This window comes from Pseudomonas sp. LFM046 (genome assembly GCF_000949385.2).
In the GTDB taxonomy this organism is placed as follows: Bacteria; Pseudomonadota; Gammaproteobacteria; order Pseudomonadales; family Pseudomonadaceae; genus Metapseudomonas.
In genome coordinates this window covers 427975-445000 of sequence record NZ_JYKO02000001.1, presented here as the reverse complement: position 1 = coordinate 445000, position 17026 = coordinate 427975, and the positions used below count along the sequence as shown (strand labels likewise).

The window sequence follows — 17026 nt, the reverse complement described above, 5'->3', positions numbered from 1 at the left end:
ATTTTGATTATATTTTAGGCAGTTAGTTCACATTCCAAAAAACACCACACGCCATGACGCAATCAGTATCCAAAGCGCCACCGTATCCGAAGAGCCATTTGCTGGCTGCGAGCGGTGTGGCGGCGCTGCTCAGCCTGGCCCTGCTGGTGTTCCCGTCTCGCGAGGTCGAGGCGAAGAAGACCTACATCAACCTGGAGCTGGAAAACGGCTCTGAGATGGTGATCCAGGAAAAGGACGATCTCCGACCAGGCCCCGACACCGGGGATGAGGGTATCTCGCCATTCGCCAAGATCGAGAACCCAGCTGAAAACCAGAACAGCGCCGGAAAAGACGCGGACGAGAAGAAAGAAGAAGCCACCGACCTCGCAACCACTCAAGCACCCGCCGATCCCAGTCTCAAGACTGCGACCGTGGGTAATGGCGACACGCTGTCTACCGTGTTCGCCAAGGTCGGCCTTTCCGCCAACGTCCTGCATGACGTCCTGAACAGCAGCAAGGACGCCAAACAGCTCAGCCGCCTCAAGGTTGGCCAGAGCTTCGAGTTCAAGCTGACTCCCAGCGGTGAACTTGAGAGGATCAGCACCAAGCTGAGCGGCCTCGAAAGCGTTCACCTGGAAAAGACTTCCAAGGGTTACGCATTCAAGCGTGACCTGGTAAAGCCCGAACTGCGTTCGGCATACGCCCGTGGCGTGATCGACAGCTCGCTGTTCCTCTCCGCCAAGCGCGCTGGCCTGTCCCATGACCTGACCATGGACCTGGCCAACATCTTCGGCTACGACATCGACTTCGCCCTCGACATCCGCGAAGGCGACGAATTCGAACTGATCTACGAAGAAAAAGTGGTCGAAGGCAAGAAGGTCGGCAGCGGAGAGATTCTCGCCGCACGCTTCACCAACCGCGGCAAGACCTTCACCGCCGTTCGCTACGTCGACAAGCAGGGCACCGCGTCCTATCTGCGCGGCGACGGCACTGCCATGCGCAAGGCCTTCATCCGCACACCGGTGGACTTCGCCCGCATCAGCTCGCGCTTCTCCAACGGCCGCCGCCACCCGATCCTGAACAAGATCCGCGCCCACAAAGGTGTGGACTACGCCGCGCCTCGTGGAACCCCGATCAGGGCCACCGGCGATGGCAAGATCGTCCTGGCGGGCCGTCGTGGCGGCTACGGCAACGCGGTGATCATCCAGCACGGCAGCAAGTACAAGACCCTCTATGGCCACATGCAAGGCTTCGCCAAGGGCATCCGCACCGGCGGCAGTGTCTCGCAGGGCCAGATCATCGGTTACGTGGGCACCACCGGCCTTTCCACCGGCCCCCACCTGCACTACGAGTTCCAGGTCAATGGTGTGCACGTCGATCCGCTGGGCGTGAAGCTTCCGATGGCCGACCCATTGGTCGCCAGCGAGAAGAAGCGCTTCCTGCAGATGACCCAGCCGCTGCTGGCGCGCATGGACCAGGAAAAGGCCAGCATGCTGGCCCTGAACAAGCGCTAAGCCGATGCCGCGCTACCTGGGGGTGATGTCCGGGACCAGCCTTGATGGCCTGGACATCGCCCTGATCGAACAGACCGATCGCACCACCCTGCTCGACACCCACTACATTCCCATGCCCGGCTCGCTGCGCAACGAGCTGCTGGCACTCTGCGCCTCAGGCCCGGATGAACTGGCCCGCGCCGCCTTGGCCGAGCAAGGCTGGGTCGACCTGGCCGCCGCCGGCATCAACGCCCTGCTGGTCCGTAACAGCCTGAGCGCCAAGGACATCCGCGCTATCGGCAGCCACGGCCAGACCGTGCGCCACGAGCCGGCCCGTGGATTCACCATCCAGATCGGCAACCCCGCCCTGCTCGCGGAGCTCACCGGCATCACCGTGATTGGCGATTTCCGCCGTCGCGACGTCGCCGCCGGCGGCCAGGGTGCGCCCCTGGTACCCGCCTTCCACGAGTCGCTGTTCAGTGATGTCAGTCGCCACCGCGCCGTGCTCAACGTGGGTGGTTTCAGCAACCTGAGCCTGATCGAGCCCGGCAAGGCCGTGCACGGATTCGACTGTGGCCCCGGCAACGTTCTGCTGGACGCCTGGATTCATCTCCAGCGTGGGGAAAGCTTCGACCGCAATGGTGACTGGGCCGCCAGTGGCACCCTGCAGAAGCGGTTGCTGGATACCCTGTTCGGCGATGGGTTCTTCGCCACCCGTGGCCCCAAGAGCACAGGGCGCGAGCTTTTCAATCTCGGCTGGCTGCAGTCCCACCTGGCCCGGTTGCCCCTCTTCAAGCCCGAAGATGTCCAGGCCACCCTGTTGGAACTCACCGCCCGCAGCATCACTGATGCACTGCGTGCGGCCCAGGCCAGGACCGATGACCTGCTGGTCTGCGGCGGCGGCGCCCACAACCGCCAGTTGATGCTGCGCCTGGCTGCCCTCCTCCCCGGCACCCGCGTCTGCAGTACGGCAGACTTCGGTGTGGACCCGGACTGGGTCGAAGCCATGGCCTTCGCCTGGCTGGCCCACTGCTGCCTGGAAGGCATCCCCACAAACCGCCCCAGCGTCACCGGCGCCAAAGGGTTGCGTATCCTCGGCGCCATCTACCCGGCCTGACCCACAAACGAAAACGCCGTGCCCAAGGGCACGGCGTTTCTGTATTCGGATGCGGGATCAGATCGAGAAGGACGAACCGCAGCCACAGGTGGTGGTGGCATTCGGGTTCTTGATGACAAAGCGGGAACCCTCGAGGCCTTCCTGGTAATCCACTTCGGCACCTGCGAGGTACTGGAAGCTCATCGGATCGACCACCAGGCTCACGCCGTCACGCTCAACGATAGTGTCATCGTCGGCCACGTCCTCATCGAAGGTGAAACCGTACTGGAAGCCCGAGCAACCGCCGCCCGTGACGAAAACACGGAGCTTCAGGCGCGGATTGCCCTCTTCATCGATCAGGTTCTTCACCTTGTTGGCCGCACCTTCGGTGAACATCAGGGCTGAAGGGGTGAAGGTTTCGACGCTCATGCTGCAACTCTCCCGGCTTGACGCCGCCATACTGCGCTAAGGCGAGGCATTATCCGCTTACCCTAGAAAACTGGTCAACTATTAAGCGATTCGACTCGGACAACGGGTCGAAGTGCGGCGCCGGCAGACAAGCTGCCGACGCCAGGGCCATCAGGGAAGCATCGCGGCGTGGGACAGGCCCAGACGCTCTTCCAGGCCGAACATGATGTTGAGGTTCTGCACCGCCTGGCCGGATGCGCCCTTCACCAGGTTATCGATCACCGAGAGCACCACCACCAGGTCGCCGCCCTGGGGACGATGCACCGCGATGCGGCAGACGTTCGCGCCACGGACACTGCGGGTTTCCGGGTGGCTGCCAGCGGGCATCACATCGACGAAAGGCTCGTTGGCGTAGCGCTTTTCGAACAGCGCCTGCAGGTCGACGCTCTTGTCCGCGACGTTCGCGTAGAGGGTGGCGTGAATACCACGGATCATCGGGGTCAGGTGCGGCACGAAGGTCAGGCCTACCGGACCGCCGGCGGCGCGACGCAGGCCCTGGCTGATTTCCGGCAGGTGACGGTGGCCCTTCACCGAGTATGCCATCATGCTTTCGCCCGCCTCGCAGAACAGCGAACCCACCTTGGCGCCACGGCCGGCACCGCTGACGCCGGACTTGCAGTCAGCGATCAGTTGGCTGGTGTCGGCGAGGCCGGCCTCCAGCAGCGGAATGAAGCCGAGCTGGGTGGCGGTGGGGTAGCAACCGGGGACAGCGATCAGGCGCGCACCCTTGATGGCCTCGCGGTTCACTTCCGGCAAACCGTAGACAGCTTCCGGCAGCAGCGCCGGGGCGCCGTGGGGCTGACCGTACCACTTGGCCCACTCCTCGGCGTCCTGCAGGCGGAAGTCGGCGGAGAGGTCGATCACGCGGGTGCCGGCCGTCAGCAATTCACCAGCCAGTGCATGGGCGACGCCGTGGGGGGTGGCGAAGAAGACCACGTCGCAGGCACCCAGAGTGGCCACATCCGGCACGCTGAAAGCGAGGTTGTCGTAATGGCCTCGCAGGTTCGGGTACATGTCAGCGACCTTGACGCCCGCCTCGGATCGCGACGTGATCACCGCGACTTCCGCCTGCGGATGCTGAGCCAGCAGACGCAGCAGTTCGACACCGGTGTAGCCCGTGCCGCCGACGATTCCGACCTTGACCATCACTTGCCCCTCAAAGAACCGATTGGAAAGCTGCCGATGATAAGGCCGCATCAGCCGGGGGCCAACCGTCGAGGTGACGTGCGGCCCGTCAAGCCTCTACTATCCGGCCCATCTGTCCGATGGAATCCCCAGCATGCTCTACCTGTGGCTCAAGGCCCTGCACATCATCGCCGTCATCTGCTGGTTCGCCGGCCTCTTCTACCTGCCGCGACTGTTCGTCTACCACGCCATGGCCGAGGACGAGCCCAGCCGCGAACGCTTCAAGGTCATGGAACGCAAGCTCTACCGCGGCATCATGGGCCCCTCGATGATCGCCACCCTGATCCTTGGCATCTGGATGCTCTACCTCAACCCCACCTGGCTGAGCCAGGGCTGGCTGCACGCCAAGCTCACCCTGGTGGTCCTGCTGATCGGCTACCACCATGCCTGTGGCGGACTGCTCAAGCGCTTCGCCCGTGGCGAGAATCGCCGCGGCCACGTGTTCTATCGCTGGTTCAACGAAGTCCCGGTGCTCTTCCTGATCGCCATCGTGATCCTTGTGGTGGTCAAGCCCTTCTGATCTGACAAGAGGAATGCCAGATGTCCCTGCCTGCCCTGCTCGACCAACGTCTGCGCCTGCCGGTGGTAGCTGCGCCCATGTTCCTGGTGTCCAACCCCAAGCTGGTCCTGGCCTGCTGTAACAACAGCATCGTGGGCAGCTTCCCGGCGCTGAACCAGCGCGAGAGCAGCGGTTTCCGCGACTGGCTGGACGAGATCGAGGCAGGCTTGACCGCCGACGCGGCGCCTTTTGCGGTAAACCTGATCGTCCACCACAGCAATCCCCGGCTGCAGGCTGACCTGGCCATCTGCGTCGAAAAGCGCGTGCCCATCGTCATCACCAGCCTGGGCGCCGTGAAGGAGGTCGTGGACGCCGTGCACGGCTATGGCGGCCTGGTGTTCCATGACGTCACCACACGCCGTCACGCCGAGAAAGCAGCGGAGGCCGGCGTGGACGGCCTGATCGCCGTGGCCGCAGGCGCCGGCGGCCATGCGGGCACCTGGAGCCCGTTCGCGCTGATTGCCGAAATCCGTCAGTTCTTCGACAAGACCCTGCTGCTGGCCGGCTGCCTCAATCACGGTCACGAGATTTTCGCGGCACAGATGCTCGGTGCCGACCTGGCCTACCTCGGCACCCGTTTCATCGCCACTCAGCAGAGCGACGCCGAAACCCGCTACAAGCGGATGATCCTCGACGCACGCGCCGCCGACATCATCCACACACCGGCCGTCTCCGGTGTCCCCGCCAGCTTCATGCGCCAGAGCCTCGAAGCGGCCGGATACGACCTCAAACGCCTCACGGACAAGGCGGACATCAACTACGGTGAGAAGCTCAAGCCCCTCAGCGACGAAGCCAAGGCGTGGAAAACCGTGTGGTCCGCCGGTCAGGGCGTGGGCAACATCCGCGACCTGCCCACGGTGGACGAACTGATCACCCGCCTCGACCAGGAATACCGCGCGGCCCGCGACACGGCTGGCCGACTGGGTCAGCGCTGGGCCCGATGAAGCGACGCCCCCTGACCGGCTCCCACACCACCGGCCTCGCCGTGGATGACTGGGTATTCCTCCGCCCCACACGGTCCGAAGGCACCCTTGGCGAATTCGCTGGCCTGCGGCGGCTGCGACGCGGCCGCCTGGTGGGTCGCTGGCGCCCCCTCGGCCTCACCTGAAGCCTGTGTTTTTTGTGCGCCAGGCCGCTTGTGCCGTGGCCTGGCGCGCAATTACGCTTTGCCATCATCAATTTCTGTCGTCGACAAGGATGCACGCATGACCGAAGCCCGCTACAAGATCGTCTTCGACGGTGAGCCCATGCCCGGCGTGGCACTGGAAACCGTGAAGGAAAACCTCGCCCGCCTGTTCAAGAGCGACTCCAGCAGAATCGATAGCCTGTTCGGTGGCCGCAGTGTCGCCCTCAAGCGCGATCTGGTGGAAGCCGAGGCCGACAAGTATCTCGCCGCGCTGGAGCGTGCCGGCGCCAGGGTCCGCAAGGAGCAGGAGCCGACCGCCGGCTTCGGTCTGGCAGACACTGAGGACCACCCGGCAGCGAAAGCCGTCCCCGCAAGCGGGACGGCATCCACCGTCAACACCATGAGCTGCCCAAAGTGCGGTCACGAGCAGCCGACATCGGCCGAATGTCAGGCCTGCGGGATCGTCATCGAGAAGTACCTGGCCCGCCAGGCGCAAGAGGCCGCGCAATCCAGTCAGGCACAAGCGCCAGCTGCCGGTGGCGAGGCGGCCACCCCCTATGCGCCGCCTCAGTCCCAGGTGGGCGAGCCACTGCCGGAATACGGCGAGCTCAAGGTGCTGAGCACCAAGGGTCGAATCGGCCGGGTGCGCTACCTGGGCTGGAGCATGGCCATGATGCTCGCCCTCCTGCCGGTCGGTGGCCTCATTCTCGGCACCTTCGCCGTATCCGACGTCCTGGCCAGCCTGCTAACCCTGGTCCTCTGCCTGGCGGTGGTGGTGGTCGGCGTCTGCATCGGCGTGCAGCGACTGCACGATATCGGCTGGTCAGGCTGGCTCTGGCTGCTGAACTTCGTCCCCGTTATCGGTAGCGTATTCGGCCTGGTGATGCTCTTCATGCCTGGTAGCGCCGGCGCCAACCGTTACGGCCCGCCCCCGCCGCCCAACAGCCGGGCAGTCAAAGTTCTGGCCTGGCTGATCATCCTGGTGCCGGTTATCGGTATAGTCGCGGCCATTGCGCTGCCGGCCTATCAGGATTACGTCCTGCGCGCCCAACTGGGCGATGCCGCCAGCTTCGAACAACCCGCCGAAGCCCCCGTGCTCGACGGCGAATCTACAGAGTAAGCAACCTCCCGGGGCCGGCGCTGTCCAACCCGGCCCTTTCACGGAGAACCTCCAGATGCCCCGTTATGCCCTGATCACCGGCGCCTCCAGCGGTATCGGCCTGGCCCTGGCCGAAGCCCTGGCACGACGGGGTCGCCACCTGCTGCTGGTGGCCCGGCAACGGGATGTACTGGAAAGCATCGCCCTGGAGCTGACCCAGCGTTTCGGTGTGGAGGTGCTGTTCCGCTACTGCGACCTGGCCGAGCCGCTGCAGGTATCCGGCCTGCTGATGGATCTGGAGCAAGGGGAGCGGGAGATCGATCTGCTGGTCAATAACGCCGGCATCGGCACCTCGGGCGCTTTCGTCGAGCAGGACTGGGGACGCGAGCAGGAGCTGATCGAACTGAACATCCTGACCCTGGCCCGACTTTGCCACGGCATCGGCGGCCTGATGGCGCGCCAGGGCGGCGGGCAGATCCTCAACGTCGCCTCGGTGGCAGGCTTCCAGCCGGGTCCCTGGATGAGCAACTACTGCGCCAGCAAGGCCTATGTGCTGAGCTTCTCCGAAGGCCTGCGCGAAGAACTGAGGCCCCGCGGCGTGAAAGTCTCGGTCCTCTGCCCCGGCCCCACCCGCACAGCGTTTTTCCGTGGCGCCCACATGCAAGTGGGCAGCCTGGATGGCAGCAAGCTGATGATGAGTCCCGAGGAAGTGGCGCTGGCGGCCGTGCGCGCCCTGGAGAAGAACCGCGCCATCATCATTCCCGGCTGGCGCAACCGCCTCGCCGCCTTCTCCCCAAGACTGGCGCCGCGCTGGCTGGCCCGCCGCCTGGCGGGCCGGATCATCCGCGGCTTCGCCCAACCCTGATCGGTTTCAGTCGGCCATAACGCAACGCCCATTCGCCCAGGCGCGCAGGCTCGCCAGTTGTTCGGCCATCAGCACCGACAGCGGCGCCGTACCCTGAATCTCGCTCAACAGCAGCGCCTGGTCGGCCGAGCACTGCCGGGCTTGCGCCGCGTAGAGCATCCCCACCACGGCCTGCTCGATCTCGGCGCCGGAAAAGCCATCACTGGCGACCGCCAACTGATGCAGGTCGAACTGCGCCGGGTCCAGTTCGCGACGCGCGAGGTGGATACGAAAGATCTCGGCGCGCACGTCAGGCTGCGGCAGGTCGACGAAGAACAACTCGTCGAATCGGCCCTTGCGCAGCAGTTCCGGAGGCAGGCGGTCGATGGCGTTGGCGGTGGCCACCATGAAGACCGGCGCCTTGCGTTCGGCCATCCAGGTCAGCAGCGTACCGAGCACCCGCTGGCTGACCCCACCGTCGTGGTCGCCACTGGCCAGTCCCTTCTCCACCTCGTCCATCCAGAGCACGCAGGGCGCCATCTGCTCCGCCAGCTTCAGGGCTTCTCGCAGGTTGCGCTCGGTCTCGCCGAAGAACTTGTTGTAGAGGCAGGCGAAATCCAGCCGCAGCAACGGCAGCCCCCAGAGACCCGCGACCGCCTTGGCCGCCAGGCTCTTGCCGCCGCCCTGTACACCGACCAACAGCACGCCCTTGGGCTGGTCCAGCCCCTTGTCATCCAGCAGCGCGGTCTGACGGTCGGCCAGCCAGCGTTTCAGATTGGCCAGGCCGCCCACTTCGGCGAAGCGGCCGGTCTCGTACTCGAAGCTGAGCACACCCTCCAGGTCCAGCAACTGGAACTTGGCCTTGTTCAGCTCGGGCAGGTCTTCCTGGGTAATGGCGCCGTCGTCGCAGATCACATTGCGTGCCAGGGCGCGGGCTTCACCGTGGCTCATGCCGCGCAGGTTTTTCACCACCTGCTGCAGGGTACGGTTGTCGGTGCGGACCCGCGCCCCACGGTTGCGTTCGCTCCAGCGCGACGCCTCCTCGCGGACGATGCTGAGCAGCTCGTCCTCGCTGGGCAGCGCCAGGTCGAAGCGCGCGGCGTAGCGCTGCACTTCCGGCGGCAGCTTGAGGGCATGGGAAACCAGCACCAGGGTGGGTTTGTGGTTGCCCTCAGCCATGGCCACTTCCTTGAGCAGGCGCACCACCTTCGGGTTGTCGTCGAGGTAGGGATGCAGGTCGCACATCACGTAGAGGTTTGGCTGCGGATCGGCCTTGATCAGCTTCAGAGCGGTTTCCGGCTCGCGGCTGTCGCCGTCACCCAGGCTATCCCCGCCGAATCCCAGGCGCTGCAGGCCTTCGCTCACCGCCCAGGTGTACAGCCCCAACCCGCGTTTCACCGCCAGGCTGGTGAGGGTTTCCAGCACCCGGCGCTCGTCCCAGGATTCGATCAGGATCAGCTTCACACGCGAATCCAGCACCAGGCCGAGGTCGTGGATATCGTTCTTCACAGAGGCTCCTTGCAGGCGCAGGCCGATGCTGGCCGGGGAAATGGCTCACCGCTAAACTCGGGGTTTCTTATAACAGGCCGGAGAATTCCAGTGGACTGTCTGTTCTGCAAGATCGCCTCAGGGCAAATTCCCGCCCGCAAGCTCTACGAAGACGACCAGGTCGTCGCCTTCCACGACATTGCCCCGCAGGCGCCGGTGCACTTCCTGGTAATCCCGAAGAAGCACATACGCACCCTCACGGACCTGACCGAGGACGACAAGGCCCTGGTCGGGCATATCGCCTACACGGCCCAGCGGCTGGCCAACGAGCAAGGCTGCGAGGCCGGTTTCCGCCTGGTGATGAACTGCAATGAGCAGGGCGGCCAGACGGTGTTCCATATCCACATGCATGTGCTCGGCCAGCGACAGATGCACTGGCCGCCGGGCTGATTTCCACAGCACACTCGAGGCGGGACACCTCCCGCCTTTCGCGTCCGGCCTGATGTCCGTCAAGCCCAGGCCGGCCCCTTGAGTTAGAATGCGCGCCGAAATCTCACGGAGGTGCCGCATGGCCAGCGATCGTTTCTACTCCCCAGCCGACCGCCTGTTGCTGCAGGCCGATGCCGCACTGCGTACGCTGCTGCCCTTCACCGGCCAGCCCTTCCGCCCCTCCCCCGCCGACGGCCAGCCAGACGCTGAGCTCAAGACCGAGGATGCCCGCCATATCGCCGGGCTGATGCGCATCAACCACACCGGCGAGGTCTGCGCCCAGGCGCTCTATCAGGGGCAGGCGCTGACCGCCAAGCTGCCGGAGGTGCGTGCCGCCATGGAGCACGCCGCCGAGGAAGAAGTCGATCACTTGGCCTGGTGCGAGCAGCGCATCCGCGAACTGGGCAGCCGCCCGAGCGTGCTCAACCCGATCTTCTATGGTCTGTCCTTCGGCGTTGGCGCCATGGCCGGCCTGATCAGCGACAAGGTCAGCCTGGGCTTCGTCGCCGCCACCGAAGATCAGGTGTGCAAGCACCTCGACGAGCACCTGGGGCAGCTGCCGGCCGATGACGCCAAGTCCCGCGCCATCCTCGAGCAGATGCGCACCGACGAAGAGCAGCACGCCACCAGCGCCCTGGAGGCCGGTGGCCTGCGCTTCCCGGCGCCGGTGAAGTTCGGCATGACCCTGCTGTCCAAGGTCATGACCAAGAGCACGTACCGGATCTGAATCCCGAGCATGAAAAAGGGCGCCATAAGGCGCCCTTCTTGTTTCCCGTGCAGAGCCGCCTTAGTTAGGCACATTCCGCGCGTAGAAAATCTCCAGCATTTCGTGGCGCACGCGCGCCTCGACTTCCTTGCGCTGCTCGGCGGTCAGATTGCGAGTCGCATCGCCGAACAGGTAGTTGTCCAGTTCGAACTCCTTGAGCAGCATCTTGGTGTGGAACATGTTCTCCTGATACACGTTGACGTCCGTCATCTGGTAGGCGTCCTGGGTGTCATCGGAGAGGTAGTTCTGGATCGAGTTGATCTCGTGGTCGATGAAGTGCTTCCTGCCCTCCACGTCACGGGTGAAGCCGCGCACGCGGTAGTCCACGGTGACGATGTCCGAGTCGAACTGGTGGATCAGGTAGTTGAGCGCCTTCAACGGAGAAATCACGCCGCAGGTCGAAACGTCGATGTCCACGCGGAAGGTGGCGATGCCCGACACCGGGTGAATTTCCGGATAGGTGTGAACGGTGATGTGGCTCTTGTCGAGGTGCGCCAGGATGGTTTCCGGCAGCGGGCCCGGGGATTCCTCGATCTGGCTGTCGGTGGGGGTCACCGGTTGCTCGGAGATCAGGATGGTCACGCTCGCGCCTTGGGGATCGTAGTCCTGGCGGGCGATGTTGAGGATGTTGGCACCAATGATGTCCACCACGTCGGTGAGAATCTGGGTCAGGCGCTCGGCGTCGTACTCTTCGTCGATGTACTGGACGTAGGCCTGCTGATCCTCGGGGGTCTCCGCGTAGCAGATGTCATAAATGTTGAAGCTCAAGGTCTTTGTCAGGTTGTTGAACCCGTGGAGCTTGAGTTTGCTTTTCACCGTTGAGAGCTCTCTGTGCATATGCGGCTCTGCCGCGTGGTTGAGCATGCCCGTCAGAAGCGCACGACACTTCTGCGTAGGACGGTTTACACCTCTTCGCGTTGGCGATTGTGGTCGTAGGTTCGGGGCCCGATACCCCGGAATCTGGAAGGGGGCGAATTATGCAGACGACGGGCGCCGTCTGCCAGAGTCTGCCGCGCAATTATGATGGCCGGATGTCTTCATCCGGCCAGCCATCGGAAACCGGGCTCAGGCACCCAGTTCGACGATTTCGTAATCGTGGGTGATCTCGACACCGGCACGACCGAGCATGATGGAGGCCGAGCAGTACTTCTCCGCGGACAGTTCCACCGCACGCTTGACCTGGGATTCCTTGAGGCCACGGCCCTTGACCACGAAATGCACGTGGATCTTGGTGAAGACCTTGGGGTCCTCGTCGGCACGCTCGGCGACGAGGAAGGCCTCACAGCTTTCCACCGGCTGTCGGGATTTCTTCAGGATGCTCACCACGTCGAAGTTGGTGCAACCACCAAGACCGAGCAGCAACATTTCCATCGGGCGCACGCCCAGATTACGACCGCCGGCCTCGGGCGGACCATCCATCACCACCGCATGACCACTGCCGGATTCGCCAAGGAACAGGGCTTCGCCCGCCCATTGGATGCGTGCTTTCATCGCCTGGAACTCCGCTCGGAAAAAGGTGCGGTAGCTTATCACAGCGCTTTTTCCATGCCGGACCCCAAATACTTCCCAGGCAGGTGATAGGTGCGTCGCAAAATCACATTGTCGAATCAGGGTCGTCTGTTAAGCTGGCGCCGGATTACTGGCACACTTGGCCAGACAACTATTAGAAATTTGCCTGCTGTACAAAGGCTTACCTTCTTTTTCGGGACTCGGGCATGGTCGCAATTACCCTTACACCTAAAATAAAAAGCCTGGACAAACTCCTCGCGCATTGCCACCGCCGCCGTTACACGGCCAAGAGCACCATCATCTATGCGGGCGATCGTTGCGAGACCCTTTTCTTCATCATCAAGGGCTCCGTCACCATCCTGATCGAGGATGACGATGGCCGCGAAATGATCATTGCCTACCTCAATGCCGGCGACTTCTTCGGCGAGATGGGCTTGTTCGAGAAGGAAGGTGCCGAGAAGGAACGCAGCGCCTGGGTCCGCGCAAAGACCGAGTGCGAAGTGGCGGAACTGAGCTACGCCAAGTTCCGCGAGCTGACCCAGCAGGACCCGGAAATTCTCTACGCGCTGGGCAGCCAGATGGCCGACCGCCTGCGCAACACCACTCGCAAAGTGGGCGACCTGGCCTTCCTCGACGTCACCGGTCGCGTCGCACGCACCCTGCTGGACCTGTGCAAGCAACCCGACGCCATGACCCACCCGGACGGCATGCAGATCAAGATCACCCGTCAGGAAATTGGCCGCATTGTCGGCTGCTCCCGAGAGATGGTTGGCCGCGTACTGAAGAGCCTGGAAGAACAGGGCCTGGTGCATGTGAAGGGCAAGACGATGGTGGTCTTCGGCACTCGCTGAAGCCCCAGATGAAAAAAGCCGGCGCAAGCCGGCTTTTTTGTGTCCGCGAAGTCCCGGATCAGTCCGGATCGATGCCGGCCACCACGCGATTGCGCTCGGGGAAGAACAGGCGGCCCAATTCGGTACCCGGCTCTTCGGCGCGCATGAAGGCTTCGCCCACGAGGAAGGCGTAGACGCCGCTGACTTCCATCAGCTCCACATCGGCTCGGTTGAGGATGCCGCTTTCGGTCACCACCAGACGATCGCGCGGGATGCGCGGCAGCAGGTCGAGGGTGGTTTCCAGGCTCACCTCGAAGGTGTGCAGGTTGCGGTTATTGATGCCCACCAGCGGGGTATCCAGGCAGTTCAGCGCACGGTCCAGCTCCGCGCTGTCATGCACTTCCACCAGCACGTCGAGGCCGACATCCTTTGCCGCAGCCGCCAGTTCCTTCATGTGGCCGTCTTCGAGGGCGGAGACGATCAGCAGGATGCAGTCGGCGCCAATGGCACGGGCTTCGACCACCTGGTAGGGGTCGATCATGAAGTCCTTGCGGATCACCGGCAGCGAGCAGGCGGCACGGGCTTCCTCCAGGTAGGCATCGGCGCCCTGGAAGAAGTCGACGTCGGTCAGCACCGACAGGCAGGCCGCACCACCCGCCTCATAGCTGCGCGCGATCTGTGCCGGCACGAAGTTCTCACGCAGCACGCCCTTGCTCGGCGAGGCCTTCTTCACCTCGGCGATCACGGCCGGCTCGTGACGAGCGGCGCGCTCCAGCAGTGCCCGGGCGAAACCGCGCGGGACATCGGCGGCGCGGGCCATGGCCTCCACCTCGGCCAGGGAAACCCGCGCTCGGCGCTCGGCCACTTCCTCGGCTTTGCGCGCCAGGATCTTCTCAAGAACGGTTGGGATGCTCACGCTTCATTCTCCACTCGGAACACCGCGGTAAAAGAGGCCAGCTCGTCCAGCTTCTCCCCGGCCAGGCCAGTGTGCAGGGCATCCTGGGCCAGGCGCACACCCTCCTTCAGGCTGGACGCCAGATCGGCCGCGTACAAGGCGGCACCAGCATTCAGCACGATCATGTCGGCGGCCTTCTGGCCGTTTTCGGTCTTGCGCTTGCCGAGAGCGTCGCGGATCAGTTCCAGGGACTCCTGAGGGCTGCCGACGGTGAGGCCGATCAGGCTCTGGCTCTTGATGCCGAAGTCCTCGGGCTGGATCTGATACTCGGTCACCTCGCCGTCCTTGAGTTCGGCGATCAGGGTCGGAGCGGCGAGGCTCAGCTCGTCCAGGCCGTCGCGGGAATGCACCACGAGGATGTGCTTGCTGCCCAGGCGCTTGAGCACCTCGGCCAGCGGACGGCACAGGGCCTGGCTGAACACGCCGACCACCTGGTGCTGCACGCCGGCCGGGTTGGTCAGCGGGCCGAGCATGTTGAACAGGGTGCGCAGGCCAAGCTCACGGCGCGGGCTAGCCGCGTACTTCATCGCCTTGTGATGGACCTGGGCGAACATGAAGCCGACGCCGATGCTTTCGATGCAGCGGGCCACCTGGTCCGGCTTGAGGTCGAGGTAGATGCCGGCGGCTTCGAGCACGTCGGCGCTGCCGGTCTTGCCGGATACCGCGCGGTTGCCGTGCTTGGCCACCTTGCCGCCCGCTGCCGCGACCACAAAGCTGGCCGCCGAGGAGACGTTGAAAATATTGGCGCCGTCGCCCCCGGTGCCGACCACATCGACGACGTGATTGAGGCTGGAGAGCTCCACACGGGTAGCCAGCTCGCGCATGACCGAGACGGCACCGACGATCTCCTCGATGGTCTCGCTCTTCATGCGCATGCCCATGAGGAAGGCGCCGATCTGCGCATCCGTGCACTGGCCGGTCATGATCAGACGCATGACGTTCTGCATCTCTTCGGTGGTCAGGTCCAGTTGGTTGACCACCCGGTTCAGGGCTTCCTTGATGTCCATCAGCGCACTCCGCCGGTCTGCTTGAGGAAGTTGGCCAGAAGTTCATGGCCCTGTTCGGTAAGGATGGATTCCGGGTGGAACTGCACACCCTCGATGTTCAGCGTCTTGTGGCGCAGGCCCATGATCTCGTCCATCGAGCCGTCGGCATGCTGGGTCCAGGCAGTGACTTCCAGTTCGTCGGGCAGGGTTTCCAGCTTCACCACCAGGGAGTGGTAGCGGGTGACGGTGAGCGGGTGGTTCAGGCCTTCGAACACGCCCTGGTCCTTGTGGAACACCGGGCTGGTCTTGCCGTGCATGGCCTGGCGCGCGCGTACCACGTCGCCACCAAAGGCCTGGCCGATGCTCTGGTGGCCAAGGCAGACACCGAGGATCGGCAGCTTGCCGGCGAAATGGCGGATCACGTCCAGGGACACGCCCGCTTCGTTGGGAGTGCAGGGGCCGGGGGAGACCACGATGCGTTCCGGGTTCAGCGCCTCGATCTCGGCGACGGAGAGTTCGTCGTTACGGATCACGTGGACGTCCGCGCCCAGCTCGCCCAGGTACTGCACCACGTTGTAGGTAAAGGAGTCGTAGTTGTCGATCATCAGCAGCATGGAGCAATCCTCAGGCGTCGGTCTTGGCGGGCTGTTCGGCAAGGGCCACGGCACGGAACATGGCGCGGCGCTTGTTCAGCGTCTCTTCCCATTCCAGTGCCGGAACCGAGTCCGCGACGATGCCGGCGCCAGCCTGTACGTGCAGTTCGCCGTCCTTGATGACCGCCGTGCGAATCGCGATGGCGGTGTCCATGTTGCCGTTCCAGGCCAGATAGCCTACGGCGCCGCCGTAGACGCCGCGCTTGACCGGTTCGAGCTGGTCGATGATTTCCATGGCACGGATCTTCGGCGCGCCGGAGAGGGTGCCAGCCGGCAAGATGGCACGCAGCGCCGCCATGGCGGAGACACCTTCCTTCAATTGGCCGGTGACGTTGGAAACAATGTGCATCACGTTGGAATAGCGCTCGATCACCATCTTCTCGGTGACCTTGACCGAACCGGTGCTGGAGACGCGGCCGACGTCGTTGCGGCCCAGGTCGATCAGCATCAGGTGCTCGGCCAGCTCCTTGGCGTCGGACAGCAAGTCCTCTTCCAGGGCACGGTCCGCTTCCTCGGTGGCGCCGCGCGGGCGGGTGCCGGCGATGGGACGCACGGTGACCAGGCCGTCCTCGACACGCACCAGCACTTCCGGCGAGCTGCCCACCACGTGGAAGTCGCCAAAGTTGAAGAAGTACATGTAGGGGGTGGGGTTGAAGCAGCGCAGGGCGCGGTAGAGATCGATGGGCGCAGCCTTGAAGGGGATCGACATGCGCTGGGAAATCACCACCTGCATGCAGTCGCCGGCCAGGATGTATTCCTTGATGTCCCGCACCGCCTGCTCGTAGTCCTCGCGGGTGAAGCTGGAGCGGAATTCCGTCTCCATTTCCACCGGAAGGCTCGGGTCGACACCGAGGCGCGGCACCACCGGCTGGCGCAGCTTCTGGCGCAGTTCGACCAGGCGCGCCTGGCCCCGCTCGAAGGCGTCGGGCTGGCTTGGGTCCACCAGGACGATGGCGTGCAGCTTGCCGGCCAGGTTGTCGAAGACGATCACCGCGTCCGAAACCATCAGCAGGATATCGGGAGTACCCAGCGGATCAGGGTTCGGGCAGTTGGCCAGGCGCTTTTCCACATAGCGCACGCAGTCATAGCCGAAGTAGCCCACCAGGCCGCCATTGAAGCGCGGCAGGCCGGCGATGGGCGCCACCTGATAGCGCTCCTTGAATTCCTCGACGAAGGCCAACGGGTCTTCGCAGTCGTGGGCTTCCACTTCGACGTCATCGACACTGACGCTGACCTTCGGGCCATGGGCCCGCAGTACAGTGCGGCTCTGCAGGCCGATGATGGAGTAGCGGCCCCACTTCTCGCCGCCCTGCACAGACTCCAGCAGGTAGGAGTACGGGGTGTCGGCGAGCTTCAGGTAAAGGGACAGGGGGGTGTCGAAATCCGCCAGGGTTTCGAACGCAAGCGGAATGCGGTTGTAGCCTTCAGCGGCCAAACGCAGGAATTCTTCGCGGGTCATGATCAGCCTCGTGGGCGGGAAGCCCCTTGGGGGCTCCTTGAG

Annotated in this window: 19 protein-coding genes; 10 read left to right on the top strand and 9 right to left on the bottom strand. The window is 64.1% G+C overall.

Features of this window, described 5'->3' with window-relative positions:
* Positions 1–53 precede the first annotated feature (53 nt).
* Both TQ98_RS02060 and TQ98_RS02055 read left to right on the top strand, forming a co-directional pair.
* The gene (locus TQ98_RS02060; RefSeq protein ID WP_044871297.1) at positions 54–1493 is read left to right on the top strand and encodes a peptidoglycan DD-metalloendopeptidase family protein; all 1440 of its coding nucleotides are present in this window, start codon (positions 54–56) and stop codon (positions 1491–1493) included.
* 4 nt (positions 1494–1497) lie between these two features.
* Entirely contained in the window at positions 1498–2589 is a 1092-nt protein-coding gene (locus tag TQ98_RS02055) for an anhydro-N-acetylmuramic acid kinase (protein ID WP_044871296.1), read from the top strand.
* Positions 2590–2646: 57 nt separating this feature from the next.
* Here TQ98_RS02055 and erpA read toward each other — a convergent pair whose 3' ends face one another.
* On the bottom strand, positions 2647–2997 hold the full coding sequence (gene erpA / locus TQ98_RS02050) for an iron-sulfur cluster insertion protein ErpA (protein WP_044871295.1): 351 nt from the start codon (positions 2995–2997) through the stop codon (positions 2647–2649).
* Between the two features lie 150 nt (positions 2998–3147).
* A complete protein-coding gene (gene argC, locus TQ98_RS02045) occupies positions 3148–4182 on the bottom strand; it encodes an N-acetyl-gamma-glutamyl-phosphate reductase (protein WP_103102849.1) in 1035 nt (344 codons plus the stop codon).
* Positions 4183–4315: 133 nt separating this feature from the next.
* Here argC and hemJ point away from each other — a divergent pair, with 133 nt between their 5' ends.
* The 5 genes from hemJ (at position 4316) to TQ98_RS02020 (ending at position 7870) form a co-directional block, all read left to right on the top strand.
* Entirely contained in the window at positions 4316–4741 is a 426-nt protein-coding gene (gene hemJ / locus TQ98_RS02040) for a protoporphyrinogen oxidase HemJ (protein ID WP_044871292.1), read from the top strand.
* A 20-nt stretch (positions 4742–4761) separates the two neighbouring features.
* Positions 4762–5724 carry a nitronate monooxygenase family protein gene (locus TQ98_RS02035; protein WP_044871291.1) on the top strand — a complete coding sequence of 321 codons (963 nt, stop codon included), beginning with the start codon at positions 4762–4764 and terminating at the stop codon, positions 5722–5724.
* Positions 5721–5888 (top strand): hypothetical protein, encoded by a 168-nt coding sequence (locus tag TQ98_RS02030; RefSeq protein WP_177410152.1) that lies wholly within the window; start codon positions 5721–5723, stop codon positions 5886–5888. Before TQ98_RS02035 ends, TQ98_RS02030 begins: the two co-directional genes overlap by 4 nt.
* A gap of 97 nt (positions 5889–5985) precedes the next feature.
* The gene (locus TQ98_RS02025; protein ID WP_044871290.1) at positions 5986–7026 is read left to right on the top strand and encodes a DUF805 domain-containing protein; all 1041 of its coding nucleotides are present in this window, start codon (positions 5986–5988) and stop codon (positions 7024–7026) included.
* A gap of 55 nt (positions 7027–7081) precedes the next feature.
* Positions 7082–7870, top strand: a complete 789-nt coding sequence (locus TQ98_RS02020) for an SDR family oxidoreductase (protein WP_044871289.1) — start codon at positions 7082–7084, stop codon at positions 7868–7870.
* A gap of 6 nt (positions 7871–7876) precedes the next feature.
* Here the strand turns inward: TQ98_RS02020 and TQ98_RS02015 are convergent, their stop codons facing one another.
* Positions 7877–9358 (bottom strand): AAA family ATPase, encoded by a 1482-nt coding sequence (locus tag TQ98_RS02015; protein ID WP_044871288.1) that lies wholly within the window; start codon positions 9356–9358, stop codon positions 7877–7879.
* Positions 9359–9448: 90 nt separating this feature from the next.
* Here TQ98_RS02015 and TQ98_RS02010 point away from each other — a divergent pair, with 90 nt between their 5' ends.
* Entirely contained in the window at positions 9449–9787 is a 339-nt protein-coding gene (locus TQ98_RS02010) for a histidine triad nucleotide-binding protein (protein ID WP_044871287.1), read from the top strand.
* 118 nt (positions 9788–9905) lie between these two features.
* A complete protein-coding gene (coq7, locus tag TQ98_RS02005) occupies positions 9906–10553 on the top strand; it encodes a 2-polyprenyl-3-methyl-6-methoxy-1,4-benzoquinone monooxygenase (RefSeq protein ID WP_044871286.1) in 648 nt (215 codons plus the stop codon).
* A gap of 60 nt (positions 10554–10613) precedes the next feature.
* Here coq7 and speD read toward each other — a convergent pair whose 3' ends face one another.
* Positions 10614–11408, bottom strand: a complete 795-nt coding sequence (gene speD / locus TQ98_RS02000; protein WP_044871285.1) for an adenosylmethionine decarboxylase — start codon at positions 11406–11408, stop codon at positions 10614–10616.
* Between the two features lie 249 nt (positions 11409–11657).
* The gene (locus tag TQ98_RS01995) at positions 11658–12083 is read right to left on the bottom strand and encodes an OsmC family protein (RefSeq protein WP_044871284.1); all 426 of its coding nucleotides are present in this window, start codon (positions 12081–12083) and stop codon (positions 11658–11660) included.
* Positions 12084–12307: 224 nt separating this feature from the next.
* Between TQ98_RS01995 and crp the strand changes: the two genes are divergently transcribed.
* Complete coding sequence (crp, locus tag TQ98_RS01990; RefSeq protein ID WP_044871283.1) at positions 12308–12952, top strand: cAMP-activated global transcriptional regulator CRP; 645 nt, start codon at positions 12308–12310, stop codon at positions 12950–12952.
* A gap of 58 nt (positions 12953–13010) precedes the next feature.
* Here crp and trpC read toward each other — a convergent pair whose 3' ends face one another.
* The 4 genes from trpC to trpE are packed head-to-tail and all read right to left on the bottom strand — an operon-like array spanning position 13011 to position 16984.
* On the bottom strand, positions 13011–13847 hold the full coding sequence (trpC, locus tag TQ98_RS01985) for an indole-3-glycerol phosphate synthase TrpC (RefSeq protein ID WP_044871282.1): 837 nt from the start codon (positions 13845–13847) through the stop codon (positions 13011–13013).
* Positions 13844–14893: an anthranilate phosphoribosyltransferase gene (gene trpD, locus TQ98_RS01980; protein ID WP_044871281.1), complete on the bottom strand. Its 1050-nt coding sequence runs from the start codon at positions 14891–14893 to the stop codon at positions 13844–13846. Before trpD ends, trpC begins: the two co-directional genes overlap by 4 nt.
* Positions 14893–15486 (bottom strand): aminodeoxychorismate/anthranilate synthase component II, encoded by a 594-nt coding sequence (locus TQ98_RS01975; protein WP_103102848.1) that lies wholly within the window; start codon positions 15484–15486, stop codon positions 14893–14895. The genes trpD and TQ98_RS01975 overlap by 1 nt, the downstream gene beginning before the upstream one ends.
* 10 nt (positions 15487–15496) lie before the next feature.
* Positions 15497–16984, bottom strand: a complete 1488-nt coding sequence (gene trpE, locus TQ98_RS01970; protein WP_044871278.1) for an anthranilate synthase component I — start codon at positions 16982–16984, stop codon at positions 15497–15499.
* Positions 16985–17026: the final 42 nt, after the last annotated feature.

What these genes read in the sequence shown, in the direction of transcription:
- TQ98_RS01975 (WP_103102848.1), bottom strand. Translation starts at nt 15,486, where the DNA reads ATGCTGCTGATGATCGACAACTACGACTCCTTTACCTACAACGTGGTG.
- TQ98_RS02030 (WP_177410152.1), top strand. Translation starts at nt 5,721, where the DNA reads ATGAAGCGACGCCCCCTGACCGGCTCCCACACCACCGGCCTCGCCGTG.
- TQ98_RS02060 (WP_044871297.1), top strand. Translation starts at nt 54, where the DNA reads ATGACGCAATCAGTATCCAAAGCGCCACCGTATCCGAAGAGCCATTTG.
- argC (WP_103102849.1), bottom strand. Translation starts at nt 4,182, where the DNA reads ATGGTCAAGGTCGGAATCGTCGGCGGCACGGGCTACACCGGTGTCGAA.
- crp (WP_044871283.1), top strand. Translation starts at nt 12,308, where the DNA reads ATGGTCGCAATTACCCTTACACCTAAAATAAAAAGCCTGGACAAACTC.
- trpE (WP_044871278.1), bottom strand. Translation starts at nt 16,984, where the DNA reads ATGACCCGCGAAGAATTCCTGCGTTTGGCCGCTGAAGGCTACAACCGC.
- trpD (WP_044871281.1), bottom strand. Translation starts at nt 14,893, where the DNA reads ATGGACATCAAGGAAGCCCTGAACCGGGTGGTCAACCAACTGGACCTG.
- TQ98_RS02020 (WP_044871289.1), top strand. Translation starts at nt 7,082, where the DNA reads ATGCCCCGTTATGCCCTGATCACCGGCGCCTCCAGCGGTATCGGCCTG.
- coq7 (WP_044871286.1), top strand. Translation starts at nt 9,906, where the DNA reads ATGGCCAGCGATCGTTTCTACTCCCCAGCCGACCGCCTGTTGCTGCAG.
- erpA (WP_044871295.1), bottom strand. Translation starts at nt 2,997, where the DNA reads ATGAGCGTCGAAACCTTCACCCCTTCAGCCCTGATGTTCACCGAAGGT.
- TQ98_RS01995 (WP_044871284.1), bottom strand. Translation starts at nt 12,083, where the DNA reads ATGAAAGCACGCATCCAATGGGCGGGCGAAGCCCTGTTCCTTGGCGAA.
- TQ98_RS02055 (WP_044871296.1), top strand. Translation starts at nt 1,498, where the DNA reads ATGCCGCGCTACCTGGGGGTGATGTCCGGGACCAGCCTTGATGGCCTG.
- TQ98_RS02035 (WP_044871291.1), top strand. Translation starts at nt 4,762, where the DNA reads ATGTCCCTGCCTGCCCTGCTCGACCAACGTCTGCGCCTGCCGGTGGTA.
- TQ98_RS02025 (WP_044871290.1), top strand. Translation starts at nt 5,986, where the DNA reads ATGACCGAAGCCCGCTACAAGATCGTCTTCGACGGTGAGCCCATGCCC.
- hemJ (WP_044871292.1), top strand. Translation starts at nt 4,316, where the DNA reads ATGCTCTACCTGTGGCTCAAGGCCCTGCACATCATCGCCGTCATCTGC.